The sequence below is a fragment of the Metabacillus idriensis genome (assembly GCF_009674765.1).
Lineage (GTDB): Bacteria > Bacillota > Bacilli > Bacillales > Bacillaceae > Bacillus_P > Bacillus_P idriensis.
The window spans coordinates 1,468,087-1,489,480 of sequence record NZ_WKKF01000001.1; the positions used below are offsets into that span (position 1 = coordinate 1,468,087).

The following is a 21,394-nucleotide window of genomic DNA, read 5'->3' on the forward strand; positions in this document are numbered from 1 at the left end:
AAAGGAAAGCCCGCCGGCTTTCCTTTTATCTATTTCTAATCAAGCTGACTGCAGCTTTTGCCATACTTGATCACATCATATATAGACCGCCCGTCAGATGAGTGATTTTCTGAGTATTTAAATGGAAGCAGCGAAAAGAAAACAAAGTAAACGGAAAAATAAACAAACTGGTAGAAAAATATATGCGGTTCAAGCATACCTGTGTGAATCAATGTATTAACAATCAAAATGGCTGATAGGTTAAACAGAGACCCGCCGGCATAGACAAATGCGTGTGTGTAGCGATTATCCCATTTCAAACTGTCGTATTGACAAAAGGAATCTAAAAAATAGTATTGATTGACTTCAAGTTTTCCTATTCTGAAAAGAAGTTTCCCTCTGCCTAGAATAAAAACGGCTTTGCCTCCAAACATCCAAACGAAGACAAAATGTCCCAGCTGATGAATAAATGCTACGATTGGAAGCACGAAAAAGAAAGCCCAAAAAAATGTGATCATATCCTCTAGCTGAAACATGCAACAGACCCTCCTACTAAATGAATTACTGATTAAATTCCCTCAAATTTCGGATTAAAACTGAAAAATTATAATTAACCTTTATTTCCTAGACTGCTGCATTTATTTTCCTGATTCATGCGCCTAATTCCTTATTCCTTCATAGTCTGAATGATAAAGAGAAAAGGAGTGTTTTCATGGACTGTTACCGGCAGCAGCTTCCTGTTCCGCATGCTCACTTTTATCAGGGAGTCACAGAATATAAAGAAAATCATTATCATTATGTACTTGGTTTTTCAAAACCTCTGAACGGAAATTCTTATGATAAGCATTTTCATTATGTTGAAGGATTAACAACGTTTGATAATCAGCATTATCACCGTTTTTACGTAAAAACAGGGCCTCCTATTCCAATGCTGGATGGAACCCACTATCACTTATTTTCCGGGAAAACGTACAGGAACTATACAGAAGCGGAGCCTGTCGAGTTCGGCGGTGTTGTCTATTCTGAGCAGCAGAAGCGTGTTCATCAGCATTTATTGAATGGCCGAACTAGCGGGCCAATCGGTTATTGAATATCATTCGTTTGGCTGAACAGAAAACTGGAAATAATAAACTGGTATTCACTGATTTAAAGTGATAAGATGTTGAAAAGCGGACTATAAGGAATGAAAGAGTGGTTGCAAGTTGAAGAAAGAGAAGCTGGTCGTAATTATTGGACCGACAGCTGTTGGCAAAACCAATTTGAGTATACAGCTCGCAAAAAAACTTAACGGCGAAATTATCAGCGGTGACAGCATGCAGGTATACCGCGGACTTGATATAGGCACTGCAAAAATAAGCCCGGATGAAATGGACGGAATACAGCATCATCTTATAGATATAAAAAATCCAGAAGAAGATTTTTCATCTGCTGAATTTCAGGAAATTGCCCGTCCATTAATTTCAGACATTCACGCAAGGAACAAAATGCCTATCATCGTCGGCGGAACTGGATTATATATACAATCTGTCATATACGACTATCAGTTCACTGACATCGCCTCTGATCCAGTTTTCAGGAAACAGCTTGAAGCTGAAGCGGCTGAATTTGGCAACGAAGTGATACATGATAAACTCGCTGAAATCGATTCTGTGTCTGCCGGAAGAATTCATCCCAATAATGTAAGGCGTGTTATCAGGGCGCTGGAGATTTTTCATTGTACAGGCAAAACAATGACAGATTTTCTTGCGGAACAAGAGAAGGTTCTGCTGTACGATGTCGTGGTTGTAGGTCTTACAATGGAAAGAGAACAGCTCTACGAAAGAATTAATTTAAGAGTAGACCTTATGATGGATCAGGGCCTGATTAAAGAAGTGAAAAATCTCTATCATCTTGGGCTGAGGGATTGCCAATCCATTCAGGCGATAGGCTATAAAGAATTGTATGCCTATTTTGACGGTGCTGTTTCCCTTGAAGATGCAAAAGAGCAGCTTAAACAAAATTCCAGAAGATATGCTAAACGCCAGCTTACCTGGTTCCGCAATAAAATGGATGTGAAATGGTTTGATATGAGCCAGCCGCTGGATATGGAGCTGAGATTCAATGAAATTTTTACATATATAGCAGGAAAGCTTAATTTAAGCGCGAATACATAACACATAGAGAAAAGAGGAGGACGAAACATGAAAACAACAGTAAATATTCAAGATCAAGTATTAAATAATATCCGTAGAGACGGTACCTTTGTAACGGTATTCCTGTTAAACGGCTTTCAATTAAGAGGGCTTGTCAAAGGATTTGATAACTTTACGGTTCTGTTAGAAACAGAAGGAAAGCAGCAGCTTATTTATAAGCATGCGATCTCAACTTTTGCCCCTCAGAAAAATGTATCACTTGAATTAGAATAGAGAAATGAAAGCAGTCTTCAGCACATTGGAGGCTGCTTTTATTTTTGATTTTGGCACTTTTCGTAAACTTTGTTGCTCTTTAGACTAGATATGTTTAAAACTATTAGTGGATCTATGCTGCAGGAATTTGACTCCTGCGGGAAATAGAGGGAAATGGGAGACCCCGCAGGCAACGCCGAGGAGGCTTCCACCCGGACCGGGGAAAGCAATTTTCTGCAGCGGAATGGAACGGACAACATTTATCATCGAAAACAACAATCAATGCGAAAACAGCCCTGATTTTAAATTCAAATACATCTATATTGGATTAGCAAATAAAGCGGAAATATTTCTCGGGAAAGCGCATAATACTACAAAACATCGCATGTATCAACATTTTTTTCAATTAGTAAAATTATTTTCATATTTTTATATAGGCATTTGTCACGATTTTGCCCGGTGCGACGTATAGTAGTAAAAGAATGTGAGGTGAACATCTTTGGATCAAGCAGTCACATTTAAAAACAATGGTCAAATTAATGTGATTTTGAATGGGCAAAAAAAGACGTATCAAGAGAAAATCAGCGAAACATCAACTTATGAAATAAAAATTCCGAAAACACAGCCTCAGCATGTCATTCTTAATGAAATGGAAGCTGAATTAAACACTCTTGTAGGCATGGATGAAATGAAACGGATGCTAAAAGAAATTTATGCATGGATTTATATTAACAAGAAGCGTGAGGAACAAGGCTTAAAGGCTGGAAAGCAATCCCTTCATATGATGTTCAAAGGAAATCCCGGAACAGGCAAAACAACAGTTGCCAGGCTGATAGGCAAATTGTTTTTTCAAATGAATGTGCTCTCAAAAGGACATTTGATTGAAGCTGAAAGGGCAGATTTAGTCGGAGAATACATTGGACATACAGCACAAAAAACAAGAGATCTGATAAAAAAATCGCTGGGCGGGATTCTTTTTATAGATGAAGCATATTCACTTGCACGCGGAGGAGAAAAGGATTTCGGCAAAGAAGCGATAGATACGCTTGTTAAGCATATGGAGGATAAGCAGCATGAATTTGTCCTGATTTTAGCTGGCTATTCGAAAGAAATGGATCATTTTCTGTCCCTTAACCCAGGACTTCATTCAAGATTTCCCCTTGTCGTGGATTTTCCGGATTATTCTGTAGAACAGCTGATGGAGATATCGAAAAGAATGATGAATGAAAGGGAATACACATTCAGCAAAGAAGCAGAGTGGAAGCTTCGTGATCATTTAAATATGATTAAAACAAACATGGCGCCTGCTAAGTTTTCAAACGGAAGATATGTCCGAAATGTCATTGAGAAATCAATCAGGTCCCAGGCAATGAGACTTCTTTCAGCAGATCAATATCAGCGGGATGACCTGGTGACAATCAAAAGCCAGGATCTCGTCATAAAAGAATAAAGCCGCAATCTGCGGCTTTATTATCGTGACAGGATTTAATTATTCTCAAAAAATCCATGTCCAGCTCCCGCACTCAGATCCACTGTGAGAACGGATATGACCAAGGATTGCTGCTTTTCTTAATGATGCAGAGATTTATTCGGCAGACTCCATTTATTCGTATAAGAGAGCACTCTGCAAACCACAAGCAATACAAATAAGGTGTATAGTTGTATGGCAGACTCGGCAAGGTCAAATCCGATGACAAGACCGGCAAGAATTGCCCACACTGCGTAAATTTCTGATTTTAACACAAGCGGTTTGCGTCCTGCCAAAAGGTCACGGATAATTCCGCCTCCGCTGCCTGTTAAGACAGCGGCTACAACAACTGCACTTATAGGGTGATTCATTTGTGTCGCATATAGGGCACCTTGAATGGCAAATGCGGATAATCCAATGGCATCCGTAAGATTTCCCCATTTCTGCCAGTGTTTAAGTAAGTTATTCGGAAATAAGAAAACGGTTGTCATAGCAATCAAAGCAATTTGAAAAAGCATTCCCTGTTCCCAAAGCGCAGATACCGGAACCCCGATCAGCAAATTTCTGATTGCACCGCCTCCAAACGCGGTAACAATTCCTAATATATATACCCCTAAAATATCATATTCTTCTTCCATTGCAACAATCGCTCCGCTGACAGCAAATGCAATCGTTCCAATGATGCTTAATACTTCCCATGTCATAGCCTGAATCCCCTTTGCTAATACGCCCTCTAGATGTAACCGTCTTGATTTTATATGGCGTTATGGAGAAATGCAACCATTTTCTTTCATAAACCTTTCTATATAGGAAACAATTAGTGAATTTCTGTTTTTTTTGTTATGATGGTAAGGCAAAATTATTGCTGAAAAGGATGATACACGTTTGAAAGAGAACATATATTCTGAAATCGAAAAAGTCATTCTGGTTGGCTGTCAGCTTCCTAAATTAGATGACGAGGCCTTTCATTATACGATGAGCGAGCTTGCTTCATTAACGAAAACAGCAAATGGTGAAGTGATGATTCAGCTGTCTCAAAAGAGAGAAAGAATACATCCGGCTACATACATAGGAAAAGGCAAAGTTGAGGAGCTGATTGCTCTATCAGAAGAACTTGAACCGGATTTAATTATTTTTAACGATGAGCTTTCCCCAAGCCAGCAGCGTAATTTGACGGCTGCACTTGATATAAAGATAATCGACCGGACGCAATTAATTCTTGATATTTTTGCGACTCGGGCCAAATCTAGAGAAGGCAAGCTGCAGGTTGAACTTGCGCAGCTTCAATACTTATTGCCGAGACTGAGCGGACAAGGTATAAATCTATCCCGCCAAGGCGGAGGAATCGGTACTAGAGGACCAGGTGAAACTCAGCTTGAAACAGACAGAAGGCATATTAGAAGCAGGATACATGAAATCAAGCTGCAGCTTTCTGCTATAGTGAGCCACCGCAATCGGTACCGCGAAAGACGAAAGAAGAATCAAGCATTCCAAATCGCTCTCGTAGGCTATACTAATGCAGGCAAATCCACTCTTTTTAACAGAATTACAGATGCAGGCACATTTGAAGAGGATTTACTGTTTGCTACATTAGATCCAATGACAAGAAAAATGACGCTGCCTTCGGGGTATCAAGCCTTGCTTACAGATACCGTTGGGTTTATTCAGGATTTGCCGACTACGTTAGTAGCAGCATTCCGTTCTACTTTAGAAGAAGTGAAGGAAGCAGATCTCATTCTGCATATCGTTGACAGTTCAAACGATGACTATCAAAATCATGAAAAAACGGTATACAAGCTGCTTGATGAATTGAAGGTTTCAGCCATACCGGTTCTGACTGTATACAATAAAAAAGATAAGCAGTCAGTTGAGTTCGTCCCATCTCCAAAAGCTGAACATGTACAAATCAGTGCTTTCAGTGAGAGTGACATCAGCCTTCTTAAAAAGAAGATACAATCTGTTTCCGTCGAACAAATGGAGCCATTCATCATTGAAGTTCCTGCAAGTGAAGGCAGACTGCTATCGCTTATAAAGACTGAAACGATGGTCGGGCATTTCATATTTAATGAAGAAACAAATCACTACGAAATACAAGGACATTATTTGCCCACACACTCAGTTGCCGGGCATATACAGATGTACAATAGAAAGGGCAGCAGCAATGTTTAAACAACTAAAATTTGGTGAGAAAATATCACAGCTATCTAAACAGGCAGAAGAAAAAATCGCTCAGGTTCATAAAGAAATCGACGAAAGAATGGAGATCAATCAATATCGTGTTCTAAAAAGCTACAGAGATCACAGAGTCAGTGATTCGCACTTTATTCCTTCAACAGGCTACGGGTATGATGATCACGGACGGGACACTCTTGAAAAAATATACGCTGATGTTTTTGGGGGAGAAGCGGGGCTTGTGCGTCCTCAAATTATTTCTGGCACACATGCAATCTCAATCGCCTTGTTTGGAGTTCTTCGTCCATTTGATGAGCTCCTTTACATAACTGGAAAACCATATGATACCCTTGAAGAGATTGTTGGAATTCGCGGGAGCGGAGTCGGTTCGCTCAGTGAATTTAAAATTGGCTATAAGGCAGTGGATCTAAAAGCCGACGGAAGCGTTGATTTCGAAGCAGTCAGAGCATCAATAACAGACAAAACAAAAATGATCGGGATTCAGCGTTCAAAAGGTTATGCAACTAGGCCGTCATACACAATTGCTGAAATTAAAGAAATGATTGATTTTGTCAAATCAATTAAGAAAGATATTGTTGTTTTCGTTGATAATTGCTACGGGGAATTTGTGGAGGAGCTTGAACCATGTCATGCAGGTGCGGACTTAATGGCGGGTTCTTTAATTAAAAATCCCGGCGGCGGACTCGCTAAGACAGGAGGATATTTAGTAGGAAGAACGGATTTAATTGAGGCATGCTCATACAGAATGACATCACCGGGCATCGGAGCAGAAGCGGGTGCTTCATTATATAGTCTTCAGGAAATGTATCAAGGCTTCTTCCTCGCGCCTCATGTAGTCGCTCAAGCTCTTAAAGGGGCAGTATTTACTGCGGCAATCCTTGAAATGGCAGGGCTCAATACAAATCCTTCCTGGGATGCTGCCAGGACTGATCTAATTCAATCTGTTCAATTTAATCAGGCGGATTTAATGGTTGCTTTTTGTCAGGCCATTCAGTACGCATCTCCAATTAACTCACATGTCACGCCATACCCAAGTTATATGCCGGGCTATGAGAATGACGTCATAATGGCTGCAGGTACATTTATTCAGGGTGCAAGCATTGAACTATCAGCAGACGGACCGCTGCGGGCGCCATTTACAGCCTATGTGCAGGGAGGATTAACTTATTCCCATGTGAAAATTGCCATATGTTCAGCTATAGACCATCTACTGCAAAAAGAACTACTCCATATATAAATTCAATGTCATTTTTCCTAACATGTTGTTGACACATTATATGACATGGAATATAATAAGAATAAGTTAAGAAAAGGAGGGAATACAATGGGTGATACAATACGACGCACGATGCCCTTATTCCCGATCGGAATTGTCATGCAGCTGACAGATCTCTCTGCCAGACAAATCCGATATTATGAAGAAAATGGCCTGATTTTTCCTGCAAGAACAGAAGGAAACAGACGATTATTTTCATTTAATGATGTAGACACACTACTTGAAATCAGAAGTCTTATTGAACAAGGCGTCAATATGGCAGGCATAAAGCAAATCTTCTCTAAAAAAGAAGAACGATTTGAATTGCCGAATGATGAACAACCTAAGAAAGTGGAAAAACCGGATCTTTCTGATGCTGAACTGCGAAAATTGCTGAAAGCTGAGCTTATGCAAGCAGGGCGTTTTCAAAGATCATCTCTCAGACAGGGTGATATGTCGAGATTTTTTCACTGATGAACGTAAGCTTCACTTAAATTAAAATAAATATATCTTGGTATTGTTAGGAGAGGATTTTTCAAAATGGCAAAGTATACGAGAGAAGATATTGTACGATTAGTACAAGAAGAAAACGTAAAATATATCCGTTTGCAGTTTACGGACATCCTGGGAACAATTAAAAATGTTGAGATCCCGGTAAGTCAGCTTGAAAAAGCTTTAGACAACAAATGTATGTTTGATGGATCTTCAATCGAAGGCTTCGTCCGCATTGAGGAGTCTGATATGTATCTTTTCCCTGATATCGATACATTCGTTATCTTCCCATGGACTTCTGAAAAAGGAAAAGTAGCTCGTTTTATCTGTGATATTTACAGCCCGGATGGAACTCCATTTGACGGAGACCCTCGTAACAATTTAAGACGTATGCTGAAAGAAATGGAAGACCTTGGATTCACGGATTTCAATCTTGGACCAGAGCCTGAATTCTTCTTATTCAAACTTGATGAAAAAGGCGAACCTACTCTTGAATTAAATGATCATGGCGGCTATTTTGACTTAGCTCCTACTGACCTTGGCGAAAATTGCCGACGCGACATCGTGCTTGAACTTGAAGAGATGGGCTTTGAAATCGAAGCATCTCACCATGAGGTAGCTCCTGGACAGCATGAAATTGATTTCAAATATGCTGGTGCAGTAAGAGCTTGTGATGACATCCAAACGTTTAAACTTGTTGTTAAAACAATTGCCCGCAAACACGGTCTGCATGCTACATTCATGCCAAAACCATTGTTTGGTGTAAACGGATCTGGAATGCACATGAACTTATCATTGTTCACTGACGGCGTAAATGCTTTTTATGACAAAAACAGCGACCTTGAATTAAGCGAAACAGCTAAACATTTCATTGCCGGCATCATTAAGCATGCACCGAACTTTACGGCTGTTACTAACCCGACAGTTAACTCTTACAAGCGTTTAGTTCCAGGGTACGAGGCACCTTGCTACGTTGCATGGTCAGCACAAAACAGAAGTCCGTTAATTCGTATTCCAGCTTCACGCGGCCTTAGCACTCGTGTAGAAGTACGAAGCGTTGACCCTTCTGCAAACCCATACTTAGCAATGTCCGTATTGCTTGCAGCAGGTCTTGACGGAATCAAAAACAAGCTTGCCGCTCCAAAACCGATTGACCGCAACATCTATGTAATGACAAAAGAAGAGCGTGTAGAGAACGGAATCGTTGATCTTCCTGCTACACTTGCTCAAGCTCTTGACCTATTAAAAACAGACGAAGTCATCATCAATGCACTTGGAGAGCATTTGTTCGAGCACTTCATGGAAGCAAAAGAAATTGAATGGGATATGTTCAGAACTCAAGTTCACCCTTGGGAAAGAGAACAGTATATGTCTCAATATTAATACCGCTAAAACCCCTCAGCATCTGCTGAGGGGTTTTATTCATTCACTCAAAAATTCGGAATAATTCAGTCGAGGTTTTCCGATTTTCGCTTATCAAGATAGTCTTTAAGCAGCCTTATGATTGCAAGCCCCGCAAGCACACTTCCTACCGCAATACCAGATAAAGCTACAACGAGGGAAATATATTCAAAGACAGAATATCCAGCAAGCTTGCTCCACTTAATTTTTCCCCGCCAGTCCTCAATCACCAGATTCATTCCGTAAATCCCAGAAATTACGGTATAGGTGGTTAAGATCAGCAATAGAGAATTATGACGTTTGCTTGCAAGCTTTTCCTGATTTTGATAAAGGCTGTCCATCGTGTTTTTTACCTCTTTGTAAAGGATTTCAATTTTAAAGCGATCTTTCATCATGACAGAAAGCTCCTGACCTTCAGAACGGCTGCTGATTTCAGAAAAAATATATTTCGCGGTGAAATTTGTGATAGATCTGATCAACTTGTCCATTTTATCTTGTTTTTGGTCAATATATAGCTGTGAATAGCTGTAAGAAAGCTTTAAAAGGACAATTTTATAAAATAAATGCAGAATCATATTGTAATAGAGCTGGCCGTACATCTCTTCAGCCATCAGTTTTTCATTTTCGCTGTCTCTGCTAATACACGTAAATGTATGGTCGCTGATTATATGAAAACTGTCGGGGGACCATCTGTCATAAACATGGTCACTTACGTATTTTTCAATATACTTTTGATTACTAGCAGAAATATATGGTTGTTTATTGTGATTATATCCATTCATATGGCCGATTCGAAATAAATCATTGTTTGTTATTTGTACATCAGGGGCAGTCATTAAAAAACTTGATACAAACATCCTTTCATCAATAAAATATGGAAGACTGCCCAAATAGGCCGATTGATCATTTTCGCTTTTTTCAATGAAGGGAACAATATAAGGGCAAAGTTCCTGAAAGATAAAATCCTGGATTCTATCAAACCGATTTTCACCTGAATAAAGCACAGTCCCTTTTTCCTTCGTTATTGCTGGTTCGAGAACTCTGAAATGGTCCATAAAATCAAGTGCATCACTTAAAGTGAAATCTGTACCGCTGCTGTATGGTTCTGTTCGAATCGTAACCATGCCGATGGAGAATGGACAAAGATAAATATCAATCGAAAGAACCTTCACAGAAATTAGATTTCGGGCTGTCTCTAGTCTGCAATCCAAATTTAACTGTTTGGAATAGCGGTTTATGGCTTTCTCTTTATATTTATCCGGAAATAATATTTGTTCGATGTAGGGCATGAAATAATGATTTAAGCGTTTATGCGGGATCTCAATACTCCCGCCGTAATATTTAGTTTGCTGGCTGCAATTATCAATTGAAAAAAATTCAAATCCGTTTGTTTCAAGCTCCTTAGTCAAAGGTTTAATGGAGTCATTAGCCCACGAAAAAGGAAAAACGAATTGGGAATTCGTTCGCTGAACGATCATTTCATTATATTGATGTTCGGATATCATAGGCTACCTCTTCTAAATTTTTATCAACTATTATCTTCCCCTTATAGAACCTCATAAAACCCAAAATAAAAAATCTTTGCTGAGCAGCAAAGATTTTTTAATGGATATTACGGTATACCCCGATGACTTTTCCGAGAATCGTTACATTTCGCAGAATAATAGGTTCCATTGTTGAATTTTCAGGCTGAAGGCGAATGAAGTCTTTTTCTTTAAAGAATCGTTTTACAGTTGCTTCATCATCTTCTGTCATGGCAACTACGATATCACCGTTATTTGCCGTCTTCTGCTGCTTGACAATAACCATATCCCCATCCAGAATTCCTGCTTCTATCATACTGTCTCCCATAATTTCGAGCATGAATACTTGATCATCTGACGCTGCAAATGTATCAGGAAGCGGAAAATATTCCTCGACGTTTTCGATGGCTGTGATAGGAGAACCTGCTGTAACTTTACCGATAATCGGAACATTAATGACGCTTGCTCTCGGAATATGTGAAGTCTCTTCTTCAAGAATTTCAATTGCTCTCGGCTTAGTTGGATCGCGTCTGATCAGGCCCTTGCTCTCAAGCCTTGCCAGGTGACCGTGTACAGTTGAACTAGAAGCAAGGCCGACAGCTTCGCCAATTTCGCGTACAGAAGGCGGATAACCTTTTTTTTGAACTTCTAATTTGATGAAGTTTAAGATATCCTGCTGTCTTTTTGATAATTTTGTCATCTTTTGCACCTCGCGTCCTGTAATTTATGTTGATTATAGCATGTTTTTCCTGCGCATACAAACATAAGTTCGAAAAAATCCGTTGACAGAAACGTTTGTTCGCATTATACTAAAAATATCAAAAGTGCGAACAAACATTCTATTTCGAGGTGGGGATTATGTTGAAAGAATCATTTTCTTATTTACTCTCATTTTTTATCGTCGTTATTGTCGCTGTCTTTGCTTTATCTTATACTGGTGAAAAAGACAGCATGGATCACTACGTAAATATAGAAGTTATTGAAGGGGACAGCATCTGGAGCATTGCAGACAAATTTAAAGAACATCATAATCTGTCTAAGACAGATTTTGTCGAGTGGGTTCAGGAAAAAAACGGCATGGAAACAGCAGTCATTAAACCTGGAGAACAAGTCTTTATACCAATTGAAAAGACAGCTTATTATGAGGTAAATCAAATAGCAAGCAAGAAATAGGGAAGTGAGAACACTGAACGCCATCATCTATTGCAGAGTCAGCACAGTGAAAGAAGAACAGGAAACATCTCTTTTAAGGCAGAAGGAAGAATTAATCAAGCTTTCTGAGCAGAACAGCATGAATATTGTAAAAGTGATTGAAGAACAGGCCAGCGGCTATGATATAGAAAGAGACGGGATATTTGAACTGTTCGACTGCATCAAAAATCAGCAGGTGGATGCAGTCCTGATCCAGGATGAAACAAGGCTTGGAAGAGGAAATGCCAGAATTGCACTCATTCATTTTCTGCTTAAAGAGGGAATAACCCTCTACTCAGTTACTCATAACGGCAGGCTTCTGCTATCAGAGGCTGATTCCATGGTGCTTGAAATTGTGAGCATTGTAGAAGAATACCAAAGAAAGATTCACAATCTGAAAATCAAAAGAGGCATGCAGCGGGCAGTCAAAAATGGCTTTAAGCCTCAAAAAAACCTTTCTAATATTAAGGAAAGCCCCGGCAAGGACAAAAAAGAGCTCCCTGTTTCAGAAATTGTCCGATTAAAGCAAAACAAACTGACCTTTGCCGAAATCGCCGCAACTTTAAGAGGCTTCGGCCACGATGTTTCAAAAGCAACAGTACATAGAAGATATCAGGAATATATGAAACAGACAGGAGACCAATAAGTTGTCTTTTTAGGTCGTTTTTAGTACGATAGCATAGTGAATCTACAAAAAGGAGTTACCAACATGCTTTCAAAAGAAAAAATGGCCAGAATTAATGAACTTTCCAAAAAGGCTAAATCAGCCGCTTTATCAGCTGAAGAATTAAAGGAACAGCAAAGCCTTAGACAGGAATACCTGCAGGTGTTTCGCGGCTCTATGAAAAATACATTAAAAGGCGTTACAATCCTCGATCCGAATGGAACGGATGTCACACCTCAAAAATTAAAAGACGAGAAGAAGCGAAACCTTCATTAACAAAAGGAATACGTCAATTTGTGATGTATTCCTTTTCAATTTGCACATAATACATTAGAATAGTTTCTTACACATCTTAATGCACTATTACATTTCATGCTTAATGGTTGTATGATAAAGAGTGTACAGCTATGATAAGAAAGTAGAAAGTTATTTCTGAAAGGATGGATCAAATTATGTCACATTCAATTCAAGACTTATCTATTGCTACGATCCGAACATTATCGATCGATGCAATCGAGAAAGCAAATTCAGGACATCCTGGAATGCCTATGGGGGCAGCTCCAATGGCTTACGCACTTTGGACACAATATATGAATCATAATCCTAAAAACCCGGAATGGTTTAACCGTGACCGTTTTGTCTTATCGGCAGGTCATGGCTCGATGCTATTATATAGTCTGCTTCATTTATCAGGCTATGATCTTTCAATGGAAGATATTAAATCTTTCAGACAATGGGGAAGTAAAACTCCAGGCCACCCTGAATTCCATCACACTGCAGGTGTAGATGCAACTACGGGTCCGTTGGGACAGGGTATCGGCATGGCTGTTGGTATGGCCATGGCAGAGCGTCATCTTGCACATACATACAATAAAGAGTCATATCCTGTAGTAGATCACTACACATACGCTATTTGCGGAGATGGAGACTTGATGGAGGGTATTTCTTCTGAAGCAGCATCTCTAGCAGGTCACCTGAAGCTTGGAAAATTAGTCGTTTTATACGATTCAAATGATATTTCGCTTGATGGCGACTTAGATCGCTCATTCTCTGAAAATGTTGAAGATCGCTTTAAGTCAATTGGATGGCAGGTTATCCGTGTTGAAGACGGCAATAATTTAAATGAAATTTCTAAAGCTATTGAAGCCGCTAAACAAGATGAAACTCGTCCAACATTAATTGAAGTGAAAACAACAATCGGGTACGGATCTCCAAATATGTCAGGCAAGTCTGACGTACACGGCAAGCCGCTTGGAATTGACGAAATTAAATTGACAAAAGAAGCTTACGCTTGGACATTTGAAGAAGACTTCTACGTTCCAGATGAAGTTTATGCTCATTTCAAGGAATCTGCCGAACAATTCGGATCTAAAAAAGAGCAGGAATGGAATTCTCTATTCGATAGCTACCAAAAAGAATATCCAGAGCTTGCTAAACAGCTGAACGCCGGCATTAAAGGCGAATTGCTGGAAAACTGGGATGCAGCTGTTCCTGTATATGAAGAAGGAAAAGCACTTGCATCTCGTGCATCTTCAGGTGAGGTATTAAATGGTCTTGCTAAAAACATTCCTTATATCTTTGGAGGATCAGCTGATTTAGCGGGTTCTAACAACACATCGATAAAAGGTGCGGCAGATTTCACAGCTAAGGATTACAGCGGGCGAAATATCTGGTTTGGTGTCCGTGAATTTGCAATGGGTGCTGCATTAAATGGCATGGCCCTGCATGGCGGCCTGCGAGTATATGGAGGTACATTCTTCGTATTCTCTGATTACCTCCGTCCGGCAATCAGATTAGCAGCTCTTATGGGACTTCCTGTTACGTATGTATTCACACATGACAGTATTGCTGTTGGGGAAGACGGACCGACTCATGAGCCGATTGAACAGCTTCCTTCTCTACGTGCAATGCCTAACTTATCCGTTATTCGTCCTGCAGATGGTAATGAAACTGCTGCAGCATGGCGTATTGCAATGGAGTCAGAAATGTCTCCAACTGCACTTGTTCTTACTAGACAAAACTTAAAAACAATTAAAGGCACCTCTGAAACTGCCTATGATGGTGTTTCTAAAGGAGCATATACAATCTCACCAAGTAAAAAGGAAACAGCGGATGCCCTGTTATTAGCTACAGGATCTGAAGTAGGCCTTGCGGTTGAAGCACAGGATGCGCTTCTTAAAGAAGGTATTGATGTTGCTGTTGTCAGCATGCCATCATGGAACCGATTTGAGAGTCAATCAAAAGAATACCGTGATTCCGTTCTTCCTAAGACGGTTAAGAAACGTCTTGCGATTGAAATGGCAGCTCCTCTTGGCTGGGAACGCTATACAGGCGATGAAGGCGATGTACTTGCCATCAACCAGTTTGGCGCATCTGCACCTGGAGATAAAATTATGAAAGAATATGGCTTTACTGTTGAAAACGTAATGGCAAGAGTAAAAGCATTGCTTGAACAATAATCACCTCTGAGAGAGAACGATTTTGATCGTTCTCTCTTTTTCGACAAAAAAAGTGATGCATCCCTCTGTTATTTAGACAAATTTCTAACGCTTCGTTCCCTTATAATTGACGATAACAGTCATTTCGGAGGGGTGGAAGAATGAGGCACTATTATGTCTATTTAATAGAAGAGGAATTTGCGAACCACTTTTTTGGCCGAGAAGCGAAACTGTTCCATCTTTTTCAGGAATATCTCCGGACAAGCCCTGAGCAGCTGGAATTTAATCACCTATATAAACAAATCAGATACGTAACGAAGTCTATTTCGGCTGAATCTATAGATCACATGATTGAATCAAGTTTAACGAACAGATACAATTATGCTCATATCGAAGGGCATCACCGCATCGACAGTGAATCCAAGCAGGGGAATGCCTTGCTTCAAGTAAGAGATCAATATATAGAAGTCACTTCAATTGGAAGCTTTGATATGGAAGCGATCTTTTTTGAAATACTCAGGAAAATTGACTCCTGTTTTTTAGCTATGGATTTTGAAGCAAAACGATACGGCTGGCTAAAACCGATAAAAGAAAGAAAATTTGTCTAATAAGGCAGAAATTATGGAGTATTTGTTGTATAATATCCTATGGTTTAGTACACTGTAAAATAGACAACATGAAGGAGGAAATACGATGGATCTGTGGGTAGTCATTCTAGTAGGCGTTCTGGCATTAATTGCTGGGGTAGCACTAGGATTTTTCATTGCTCGCCAGTATATGATGAGTTACTTGAAGAAAAATCCGCCAATTAACGAGCAAATGTTAAAAATGATGATGATGCAAATGGGAATGAAACCATCCCAAAAGAAAATCAATCAAATGATGAAAATGATGAACAATCAAGCAAAATAAAAATTCCGTGTGATGCGGGATTTTTATATGATAAAAAGCACGCCCTGAGCGTGCTTTTTTGTTTGTTTTTTTAAGAATAAGTCACTCTTTTTATTGAACTGTAGCTATACCGATTGTATTCATTCAGCAAGTGATCGAGTTCCTGACTGTATTGAATGGACACGTTTGAGTTTATTCCATTTTTCGTTGCGATATCGATCATTTCCGCCCGTTTTTTTTCAATAAGTTTCAATAATTCTTGTTTAGACACGAAAACTTGTCCTTTCTGTATGTAAGTTCTAACCGATCCGCTTGCTAATAATTTCTATTATATCCTAAATTGGAAAAAAATTCGAAGGGAAAATAAGGATTTTACCAATTAATATATGACTATTATAAAGGTATCATCTCTAGGAAGAAATCCTTTTGCATAGATGTTAAGGAATTGACATAAAAATGTCACATAGTGAAACATATAATTCTTTGGATGTATTTGCTAGAATGAAATGTGACTCAACTAAGAGAGGAGAATCACACAAATGACAGATTTGAACTTGTTTTTAGCATTTGGAGCAGGCTTTCTATCTTTTATTTCACCTTGCTGCCTGCCTTTATATCCTGCCTTTTTATCATACATAACTGGAGTATCGGTCGGTGAGATTAAAACAGAAAATGCTATGCTGCAAAAAAGGAGTTTTCTCCACACGCTATCCTTTTTGCTTGGCTTCTCAATTATTTTTATTGCGCTCGGTTTTGGCAGTTCATTTATCGGGGAATTCTTTTTTGAATATAAGGATTTAATCAGACAAATTGGCGCGATTCTCATTATTTTCTTTGGATTAGTGATAGTTGGTGTTTTCCAGCCAAAGTTTTTAATGAAAGAACACCGTTTTGAATTGAAAAACAGACCATCCGGTTATTTTGGTTCTGTTCTAATAGGACTTGCTTTTGCAGCTGGATGGACTCCTTGCACAGGACCGATCTTAACAGCCGTATTCGCTCTTACATTAAGCAATCCAGGATCTGCTATGCTCTACATGCTTGCTTATGTGCTTGGTTTTGCCATTCCTTTTCTAATTTTGGCGTTTTTTATTGGAAGGCTTGGATGGATACGTAAACATAATTTAAAAATCATGAAGTTCGGTGGCTTGCTGATGATTGTGATCGGTATCATGCTCTTTTTTAACTGGATGACACAGATTATTATCGTCTTCAGCAGAATGTTTGGAGGGTTTACAGGATTTTAGACCTAATATTTTTATTTTTTAGGTCGTTTTTACTATCTTCTGCTCCTTTTTTTGATATAATAACTCATAGAATAGTAGTATTTCTTTCGGTAACACTGTGAGGAGGAGCTTGCATGGCTAAAGTGCTGATAGTAGATGATGCCAAGTTTATGAGAGTGACATTATCTAATATACTGACAAGCAATGGACATGAAATTGCTGGAGAAGCTGAAAATGGAGCAGAAGCCGTTCGTCTTTATCAAATATTGCAGCCGGATCTGGTTACGATGGATATCACAATGCCGGAAATGAACGGGATTGAAGCATTAAAAGAAATTACAAAAAAATTTCCTGAATCAAAGATTATCATGTGTTCAGCAATGGGGCAGCAGAAAATGGTCGTTGAAGCAATTGAAGCTGGAGCGAAGGACTTCATCATTAAGCCATTTGATGAAACGAGAGTGTACAACGCCATTAATCGTGTTCTGGGTTAAATTCAAACTCTATTTATATCGAAGAACCATCGGAAATTTGACGAGATGGTTTTTTATTTTTGACTAATGTATATTATAATATAAGGAACTCCGTGAAAAGGATTGATCATGTTGGTCATTTACTCAACAATTATTGCAATAGTTATGGCATTAGGTGTCATGATGATACGCATGAGAGCTTCTAAAAAGCCTGCAAGTGCCAGAAAGATTATCTTGCCGCCTATCTTTATGAGCACTGGTGCATTGATGTTTTTGCATCCTATGTTCCGTGTGACTCCGCTTGAATTTTTGGAAGCGATCACGCTCGGATGTATTTTCTCTATTTTTTTAATTAAAACATCAACATTTGAAGTGAAAGACGACAAGATTTATTTAAAAAGATCTAAAGCTTTTGCGTTTATATTAATTGGTCTGCTGATCATTAGAATCGCATTGAAATTTTACTTGAGCAATACGATTGACGTTGGTGAACTGAGCGGTATGTTCTGGATTCTAGCGTTTGGAATGATTGTGCCCTGGCGTATTGCCATGTATCTTTCCTACCGGAAACTCGAAAATCAGCTTAACCCGCCAAATATCCAGGCTACATGAAAAACCCGCCAGAGGATTCCGGCGGGTTTTTTTTAATGAATAGGAAGGATATTGTGTTTTTCTTAAAATAAAGCTCTGTAAGGTGTATGATCGATTTCTTTTTCTTTAAGCCTTTTTAACAGAAATTTATGATCTCGTTTAGGCGTAGCTGTAATGTATCCGCGAATGACCAAGTCCTGAGTGATTTGATCTGCATTTTCCTTTAATGCTATTTCCCCTATTTTGCCTGCAATTTTAGCTCTTGCGACATCTCTGAATAATTCAGGCACTGGTTCAACAAGGTCTTCTAAAAGTTCTTTTTGCCTTGCATCCCAGAGGTGCCTTGTTTGCTGTATATAGTAATCTTCCCAATCAAGGTCTGATTTTCCATCCTCCTTAGGTAAACGCTTTAAAAATTTCCGGAACATAAAAAATCCGCCTATTCCGAGCATCCCTGCAAGGAAAACGACCCAAAAAAGGATAAACCATAGAAACCAGCCGTCTAACATCTTTCAAACCCCCGATCCAGCCTGCAGTCTGCCTTTATTATACACCACGAAAAAGGGGTTGAAAAGTTGTCTTAACCGGACTGAACCTGTTTTGAGAGCGCAAGCAGGGATTTTTTTATTGCATTGCGTTTATTTCGGTCTTTGCCTGATGAGATATGTCCGAGCAGCTCAGCATGTGCAATATAAAAAGAGCGCTTGTAAGACAGGTCAATACGTATTGTGCCGGAATTTGTGGGAAGATACAGTATTTCATACAGTAACGACATAAACGCTCCTCCTAATCAGCAGTTTCATATTCATTATATGATTAAAAACGACTATAAAAAAGAATTATTTTCCTTATTATTGTAAAAATTTGATGAATCAACATATTTTTTTGGTCCTATTTACTCATGAAAAGAAACCTCCCGAAATCAGGAAGTTTCATCCGTTTCTTGAGTAAACTGAAAATAGAGGTTGCGGAGAACGAAGGTTTTGTATAATTTCAATTTCCGTCTTTCAATGGGGTGTTTTGTGATCCCTATTTCTCTCAGTTTTTTAACATACCATCCTTTAGATCCGTAATAAGCCATAAGAAAACCCCTTTTTGTATAGTTAGAAGAAAATATGATAAAAAGGAGTTTTTCAGAACAAGGACAGTCCATTATAAAGAAACTTTCAAGCCTCCCTAACATATATTGCTCTATAGGAGGTTCAGACATGGAGAAGTATTATTGTACAAATTGTATGCTGCTTTTAAACGATAACCAGCTATGCACTCGCTGCGGGCACAATGAGATAAAAAAAATTGAAATAAATGTTCAAACCCAAATCCCGAAAAAATCCGGATTAAAAAAGGAATCGGACACTTAACGGCGGCATCTTTTCAGGTGCCGTTTCGCTCGTTTCCTGCTCTGAATCCTGAACGGTTTTGCTTGTTTCATTAGATCCTGTATGAATGGAATTTCCGAAATTCACTACTCCGCCTGTAATTTGATGAATGACGAGACTTTTAATATATACACCCAAACCTTTCACGCTCCTTTCAATACTAATATGCGAATTGAAAAGGACTTGTCTAAACCATCACCTACTTAAGACGGAAAAGTGCTATTTCTCTCAAAATGATTTACTCAAAACAAAAAGCAAGACAAGATCTTGCTTTAATTTGTAAATTGGACAGGGATGTGACACCCGGAACGGGCACAGCTGCCTTCTTTACATATTTTGACTTCCAGAATGTCATTTGAAAAAAAGGCTTCTATCATTTTTTTCTCAAGTGAAAAAGGAAGAAGAATGGATCTTTCCAGCTGATCTTTGTCTTCATTTGCAGATAGAGAAGGATGGGCAGAGATAATTAGCGTTTCTTGATTGGTTACTATTTTTATATCTTCTGGATTAACATTTGTGAATTCTGCTTCTACGATATATTCATCACTTGTTTCAAATAAATCCACACGGAAAGAATGGTAATCAAGCAGAGCTGAGAATGGATCTGTGAAAAATTGATTCATCCAGTCTTCAATACAGCTTAGATCAGATGGCTTAGAACGCTTTTTTTTATCCATCTCATATTGACCTCCAAAAACCATACTACTTAAATCTTATTCAGTTCATAGACAATGCGTGAATGGAAGTAAAACAAATATAGAAGAGTTTAAGCATTGAAAGGGTTTACAGTGATCAGCAGAAGAGTTTTCATAAGTAATCTAAAATTTGAGGGGAGCTATATAAAATATTTTATTATTAGTGAGGAGCGTTCATGCTTGGCCATAAAAATAAAAATACATGAACGGATGCCTTCTGCAGAGCCGTTCATTTTGCTGTATTTACATATCGTGATGAGAATTATGTTTTTGGCGGGTATGGTTGCGGTTTTTCACTTTTTTAGATCCGCTTAAAGGTTCAGGCTGACCCGGATTATCGCCTTTAGGTGCATTTTTGTGCATATCTTTGCTGTCATTTTTATTGGCCATGTTTTTTCACCATCCTTTCTAAATAGGATGAAACTTTTACGGTGCAAACATACAAGTTAAAGGCTGTATAATATGACCATTTATGTCCAACAATAAGCTACATATCAGCATTACTACAGGAGGGAATTATATGCCTTATCATAAGAATAAACAGCAGGCTTTTCAGGCTGCTCAGCAAGGAACCGCCCAGGCGGAAAATATTTATCAGCAGCTTTCAGAAGACAGTTCAGATTACGGTATTCAGCTCAGCCACTTAAGAGAAGAAGTGAATGAAGCATATGAACAAATTAACAATGCACTAGAAGTGGCTTCAGAAACACAGCGTGCAACTTTAGAGCAATACAGGAAAGATCTCTCAAGAATTGTTGCAGAAGTGAATATTGAGGAACAATAAGTTAAAAAACGACGGGAAATCCGTCGTTTTTTGATTACTGATTTTTTTTGCGTTTTTTATTATTCTGCTTCTGGGCGGCAGTTAGAGGCTCATTCGAAAATTCCTCATTATATCCAGTCCCTTTTCCTTGTGCAGAAGCAGCATTCATGCCTTCTATGACATGGTTTGCTTTACGTTTTGCCATTGTCTTTCACCCCCATGGATATAGTGTTTGTTTCTTAGAGGAAATGATGTGCGCGTTTACAATTCTTTATATTAAAAAAGTACTGAAGTTTACAACTATAAGAACTACTTATGTAGTTTGATAACAGCATTGTTATTTACTTATGTTAAAACATGTATTAAGATGAAATTGTGCGAATAATTT

At 38.8% G+C, this 21,394-nt stretch carries 29 protein-coding genes and 1 pseudogene; 18 read left to right on the plus strand and 12 right to left on the minus strand.

The window, feature by feature from the left end:
- Positions 1-35 precede the first annotated feature (35 nt).
- Positions 36-515, minus strand: a complete 480-nt coding sequence (locus tag GJU41_RS07205) for an RIP metalloprotease (RefSeq protein ID WP_070877332.1) — start codon at positions 513-515, stop codon at positions 36-38.
- Positions 516-691: 176 nt separating this feature from the next.
- Between GJU41_RS07205 and GJU41_RS07210 the strand changes: the two genes are divergently transcribed.
- The 4 genes and pseudogenes from GJU41_RS07210 to spoVK form a co-directional block, all read left to right on the plus strand.
- Complete coding sequence (locus tag GJU41_RS07210) at positions 692-1,069, plus strand: YmaF family protein (protein WP_070877333.1); 378 nt, start codon at positions 692-694, stop codon at positions 1,067-1,069.
- 112 nt (positions 1,070-1,181) lie between these two features.
- Positions 1,182-2,132: a tRNA (adenosine(37)-N6)-dimethylallyltransferase MiaA gene (miaA, locus tag GJU41_RS07215; protein WP_070877334.1), complete on the plus strand. Its 951-nt coding sequence runs from the start codon at positions 1,182-1,184 to the stop codon at positions 2,130-2,132.
- Between the two features lie 27 nt (positions 2,133-2,159).
- A complete protein-coding gene (hfq, locus tag GJU41_RS07220) occupies positions 2,160-2,384 on the plus strand; it encodes an RNA chaperone Hfq (RefSeq protein WP_070877335.1) in 225 nt (74 codons plus the stop codon).
- A gap of 610 nt (positions 2,385-2,994) precedes the next feature.
- Positions 2,995-3,813, plus strand: a pseudogene (gene spoVK / locus GJU41_RS07225) (stage V sporulation protein K); the annotation flags it as partial.
- A gap of 119 nt (positions 3,814-3,932) precedes the next feature.
- Here the strand turns inward: spoVK and GJU41_RS07230 are convergent.
- Positions 3,933-4,535, minus strand: a complete 603-nt coding sequence (locus GJU41_RS07230) for a trimeric intracellular cation channel family protein (protein ID WP_070877337.1) — start codon at positions 4,533-4,535, stop codon at positions 3,933-3,935.
- A 181-nt stretch (positions 4,536-4,716) separates the two neighbouring features.
- Here GJU41_RS07230 and hflX point away from each other — a divergent pair, with 181 nt between their 5' ends.
- From hflX to glnA, 4 genes are all read left to right on the plus strand, one after another.
- Complete coding sequence (gene hflX / locus GJU41_RS07235) at positions 4,717-6,000, plus strand: GTPase HflX (RefSeq protein WP_154318213.1); 1,284 nt, start codon at positions 4,717-4,719, stop codon at positions 5,998-6,000.
- Positions 5,993-7,261: a methionine gamma-lyase family protein gene (locus GJU41_RS07240; protein ID WP_070877338.1), complete on the plus strand. Its 1,269-nt coding sequence runs from the start codon at positions 5,993-5,995 to the stop codon at positions 7,259-7,261. The genes hflX and GJU41_RS07240 overlap by 8 nt, the downstream gene beginning before the upstream one ends.
- An 87-nt stretch (positions 7,262-7,348) precedes the next feature.
- Positions 7,349-7,753, plus strand: coding sequence for a MerR family transcriptional regulator (locus GJU41_RS07245; RefSeq protein ID WP_070877339.1), 405 nt, complete (start codon positions 7,349-7,351; stop codon positions 7,751-7,753).
- Between the two features lie 66 nt (positions 7,754-7,819).
- A complete protein-coding gene (glnA, locus tag GJU41_RS07250; protein ID WP_070877340.1) occupies positions 7,820-9,154 on the plus strand; it encodes a type I glutamate--ammonia ligase in 1,335 nt (444 codons plus the stop codon).
- Between the two features lie 65 nt (positions 9,155-9,219).
- Here glnA and GJU41_RS07255 read toward each other — a convergent pair whose 3' ends face one another.
- Positions 9,220-10,677, minus strand: a complete 1,458-nt coding sequence (locus tag GJU41_RS07255; RefSeq protein WP_070877341.1) for a magnesium transporter CorA family protein — start codon at positions 10,675-10,677, stop codon at positions 9,220-9,222.
- Positions 10,678-10,774: 97 nt separating this feature from the next.
- Complete coding sequence (gene lexA / locus GJU41_RS07260) at positions 10,775-11,395, minus strand: transcriptional repressor LexA (RefSeq protein ID WP_070877342.1); 621 nt, start codon at positions 11,393-11,395, stop codon at positions 10,775-10,777.
- A 158-nt stretch (positions 11,396-11,553) separates the two neighbouring features.
- On the opposite strand from lexA, the gene yneA reads away from it, so the two are divergent.
- The 6 genes from yneA to GJU41_RS07290 all read left to right on the plus strand — a co-directional run bounded on the left by yneA (position 11,554) and on the right by GJU41_RS07290 (position 15,900).
- Positions 11,554-11,868, plus strand: coding sequence for a cell division suppressor protein YneA (gene yneA / locus GJU41_RS07265; protein WP_070877343.1), 315 nt, complete (start codon positions 11,554-11,556; stop codon positions 11,866-11,868).
- A 13-nt stretch (positions 11,869-11,881) separates the two neighbouring features.
- Positions 11,882-12,532 carry a YneB family resolvase-like protein gene (locus tag GJU41_RS07270; protein WP_070877533.1) on the plus strand — a complete coding sequence of 217 codons (651 nt, stop codon included), beginning with the start codon at positions 11,882-11,884 and terminating at the stop codon, positions 12,530-12,532.
- Positions 12,533-12,595: 63 nt separating this feature from the next.
- The gene (locus GJU41_RS07275) at positions 12,596-12,826 is read left to right on the plus strand and encodes a DUF896 domain-containing protein (RefSeq protein WP_070877344.1); all 231 of its coding nucleotides are present in this window, start codon (positions 12,596-12,598) and stop codon (positions 12,824-12,826) included.
- Between the two features lie 176 nt (positions 12,827-13,002).
- Complete coding sequence (tkt, locus tag GJU41_RS07280) at positions 13,003-15,009, plus strand: transketolase (protein ID WP_070877345.1); 2,007 nt, start codon at positions 13,003-13,005, stop codon at positions 15,007-15,009.
- Between the two features lie 140 nt (positions 15,010-15,149).
- Entirely contained in the window at positions 15,150-15,596 is a 447-nt protein-coding gene (gene sirA / locus GJU41_RS07285) for a sporulation inhibitor of replication protein SirA (RefSeq protein WP_070877346.1), read from the plus strand.
- Positions 15,597-15,681: 85 nt separating this feature from the next.
- Positions 15,682-15,900 (plus strand): YneF family protein, encoded by a 219-nt coding sequence (locus GJU41_RS07290; protein WP_070877347.1) that lies wholly within the window; start codon positions 15,682-15,684, stop codon positions 15,898-15,900.
- A 70-nt stretch (positions 15,901-15,970) separates the two neighbouring features.
- Here the strand turns inward: GJU41_RS07290 and GJU41_RS07295 are convergent, their stop codons facing one another.
- Positions 15,971-16,150: an aspartyl-phosphate phosphatase Spo0E family protein gene (locus GJU41_RS07295; RefSeq protein WP_083328251.1), complete on the minus strand. Its 180-nt coding sequence runs from the start codon at positions 16,148-16,150 to the stop codon at positions 15,971-15,973.
- Between the two features lie 268 nt (positions 16,151-16,418).
- Here GJU41_RS07295 and GJU41_RS07300 point away from each other — a divergent pair, with 268 nt between their 5' ends.
- The 3 genes from GJU41_RS07300 to GJU41_RS07310 all read left to right on the plus strand — a co-directional run bounded on the left by GJU41_RS07300 (position 16,419) and on the right by GJU41_RS07310 (position 18,190).
- A complete protein-coding gene (locus tag GJU41_RS07300) occupies positions 16,419-17,126 on the plus strand; it encodes a cytochrome c biogenesis CcdA family protein (RefSeq protein ID WP_070877348.1) in 708 nt (235 codons plus the stop codon).
- 113 nt (positions 17,127-17,239) lie between these two features.
- On the plus strand, positions 17,240-17,599 hold the full coding sequence (locus tag GJU41_RS07305; protein WP_070877349.1) for a response regulator: 360 nt from the start codon (positions 17,240-17,242) through the stop codon (positions 17,597-17,599).
- A 108-nt stretch (positions 17,600-17,707) separates the two neighbouring features.
- The gene (locus tag GJU41_RS07310; protein WP_070877350.1) at positions 17,708-18,190 is read left to right on the plus strand and encodes a CcdC family protein; all 483 of its coding nucleotides are present in this window, start codon (positions 17,708-17,710) and stop codon (positions 18,188-18,190) included.
- A 62-nt stretch (positions 18,191-18,252) separates the two neighbouring features.
- Here the strand turns inward: GJU41_RS07310 and GJU41_RS07315 are convergent, their stop codons facing one another.
- The 6 genes from GJU41_RS07315 to GJU41_RS07340 all read right to left on the minus strand — a co-directional run bounded on the left by GJU41_RS07315 (position 18,253) and on the right by GJU41_RS07340 (position 20,633).
- Positions 18,253-18,678, minus strand: a complete 426-nt coding sequence (locus GJU41_RS07315) for a DUF2621 domain-containing protein (RefSeq protein WP_070877351.1) — start codon at positions 18,676-18,678, stop codon at positions 18,253-18,255.
- A 71-nt stretch (positions 18,679-18,749) separates the two neighbouring features.
- Positions 18,750-18,944, minus strand: a complete 195-nt coding sequence (locus GJU41_RS07320; protein ID WP_070877352.1) for a hypothetical protein — start codon at positions 18,942-18,944, stop codon at positions 18,750-18,752.
- 147 nt (positions 18,945-19,091) lie between these two features.
- Complete coding sequence (locus GJU41_RS25355) at positions 19,092-19,379, minus strand: YflJ family protein (protein ID WP_318185314.1); 288 nt, start codon at positions 19,377-19,379, stop codon at positions 19,092-19,094.
- A gap of 127 nt (positions 19,380-19,506) precedes the next feature.
- Complete coding sequence (locus GJU41_RS07330) at positions 19,507-19,686, minus strand: hypothetical protein (RefSeq protein ID WP_070877353.1); 180 nt, start codon at positions 19,684-19,686, stop codon at positions 19,507-19,509.
- Between the two features lie 134 nt (positions 19,687-19,820).
- Positions 19,821-20,225: an Hsp20/alpha crystallin family protein gene (locus tag GJU41_RS07335; protein WP_070877354.1), complete on the minus strand. Its 405-nt coding sequence runs from the start codon at positions 20,223-20,225 to the stop codon at positions 19,821-19,823.
- Between the two features lie 261 nt (positions 20,226-20,486).
- A complete protein-coding gene (locus tag GJU41_RS07340; RefSeq protein ID WP_070877355.1) occupies positions 20,487-20,633 on the minus strand; it encodes a small acid-soluble spore protein P in 147 nt (48 codons plus the stop codon).
- A 130-nt stretch (positions 20,634-20,763) separates the two neighbouring features.
- Here GJU41_RS07340 and GJU41_RS07345 point away from each other — a divergent pair, with 130 nt between their 5' ends.
- The gene (locus GJU41_RS07345; protein ID WP_070877356.1) at positions 20,764-21,027 is read left to right on the plus strand and encodes a hypothetical protein; all 264 of its coding nucleotides are present in this window, start codon (positions 20,764-20,766) and stop codon (positions 21,025-21,027) included.
- A gap of 34 nt (positions 21,028-21,061) precedes the next feature.
- Here the strand turns inward: GJU41_RS07345 and sspO are convergent, their stop codons facing one another.
- Entirely contained in the window at positions 21,062-21,211 is a 150-nt protein-coding gene (gene sspO, locus GJU41_RS07350; protein ID WP_070877357.1) for a small acid-soluble spore protein SspO, read from the minus strand.
- Positions 21,212-21,394 lie beyond the last annotated feature (183 nt).

Coding starts and splice junctions, on each gene's coding strand:
- GJU41_RS07210 (WP_070877333.1), top strand. CDS start 692: ATGGACTGTTACCGGCAGCAGCTTCCTGTTCCGCATGCTCACTTTTAT.
- GJU41_RS07315 (WP_070877351.1), bottom strand. CDS start 18,678: ATGTTAGACGGCTGGTTTCTATGGTTTATCCTTTTTTGGGTCGTTTTC.
- GJU41_RS07240 (WP_070877338.1), top strand. CDS start 5,993: ATGTTTAAACAACTAAAATTTGGTGAGAAAATATCACAGCTATCTAAA.
- GJU41_RS07320 (WP_070877352.1), bottom strand. CDS start 18,944: ATGTCGTTACTGTATGAAATACTGTATCTTCCCACAAATTCCGGCACA.
- GJU41_RS25355 (WP_318185314.1), bottom strand. CDS start 19,379: ATGTCTGAACCTCCTATAGAGCAATATATGTTAGGGAGGCTTGAAAGT.
- GJU41_RS07340 (WP_070877355.1), bottom strand. CDS start 20,633: ATGGCCAATAAAAATGACAGCAAAGATATGCACAAAAATGCACCTAAA.
- sspO (WP_070877357.1), bottom strand. CDS start 21,211: ATGGCAAAACGTAAAGCAAACCATGTCATAGAAGGCATGAATGCTGCT.
- GJU41_RS07300 (WP_070877348.1), top strand. CDS start 16,419: ATGACAGATTTGAACTTGTTTTTAGCATTTGGAGCAGGCTTTCTATCT.
- GJU41_RS07305 (WP_070877349.1), top strand. CDS start 17,240: ATGGCTAAAGTGCTGATAGTAGATGATGCCAAGTTTATGAGAGTGACA.
- sirA (WP_070877346.1), top strand. CDS start 15,150: ATGAGGCACTATTATGTCTATTTAATAGAAGAGGAATTTGCGAACCAC.
- GJU41_RS07290 (WP_070877347.1), top strand. CDS start 15,682: ATGGATCTGTGGGTAGTCATTCTAGTAGGCGTTCTGGCATTAATTGCT.
- yneA (WP_070877343.1), top strand. CDS start 11,554: ATGTTGAAAGAATCATTTTCTTATTTACTCTCATTTTTTATCGTCGTT.
- GJU41_RS07255 (WP_070877341.1), bottom strand. CDS start 10,677: ATGATATCCGAACATCAATATAATGAAATGATCGTTCAGCGAACGAAT.
- lexA (WP_070877342.1), bottom strand. CDS start 11,395: ATGACAAAATTATCAAAAAGACAGCAGGATATCTTAAACTTCATCAAA.
- GJU41_RS07310 (WP_070877350.1), top strand. CDS start 17,708: ATGTTGGTCATTTACTCAACAATTATTGCAATAGTTATGGCATTAGGT.
- GJU41_RS07230 (WP_070877337.1), bottom strand. CDS start 4,535: ATGACATGGGAAGTATTAAGCATCATTGGAACGATTGCATTTGCTGTC.
- hfq (WP_070877335.1), top strand. CDS start 2,160: ATGAAAACAACAGTAAATATTCAAGATCAAGTATTAAATAATATCCGT.
- GJU41_RS07205 (WP_070877332.1), bottom strand. CDS start 515: ATGTTTCAGCTAGAGGATATGATCACATTTTTTTGGGCTTTCTTTTTC.
- GJU41_RS07345 (WP_070877356.1), top strand. CDS start 20,764: ATGCCTTATCATAAGAATAAACAGCAGGCTTTTCAGGCTGCTCAGCAA.
- GJU41_RS07275 (WP_070877344.1), top strand. CDS start 12,596: ATGCTTTCAAAAGAAAAAATGGCCAGAATTAATGAACTTTCCAAAAAG.
- tkt (WP_070877345.1), top strand. CDS start 13,003: ATGTCACATTCAATTCAAGACTTATCTATTGCTACGATCCGAACATTA.
- GJU41_RS07335 (WP_070877354.1), bottom strand. CDS start 20,225: ATGGATAAAAAAAAGCGTTCTAAGCCATCTGATCTAAGCTGTATTGAA.
- glnA (WP_070877340.1), top strand. CDS start 7,820: ATGGCAAAGTATACGAGAGAAGATATTGTACGATTAGTACAAGAAGAA.
- GJU41_RS07245 (WP_070877339.1), top strand. CDS start 7,349: ATGGGTGATACAATACGACGCACGATGCCCTTATTCCCGATCGGAATT.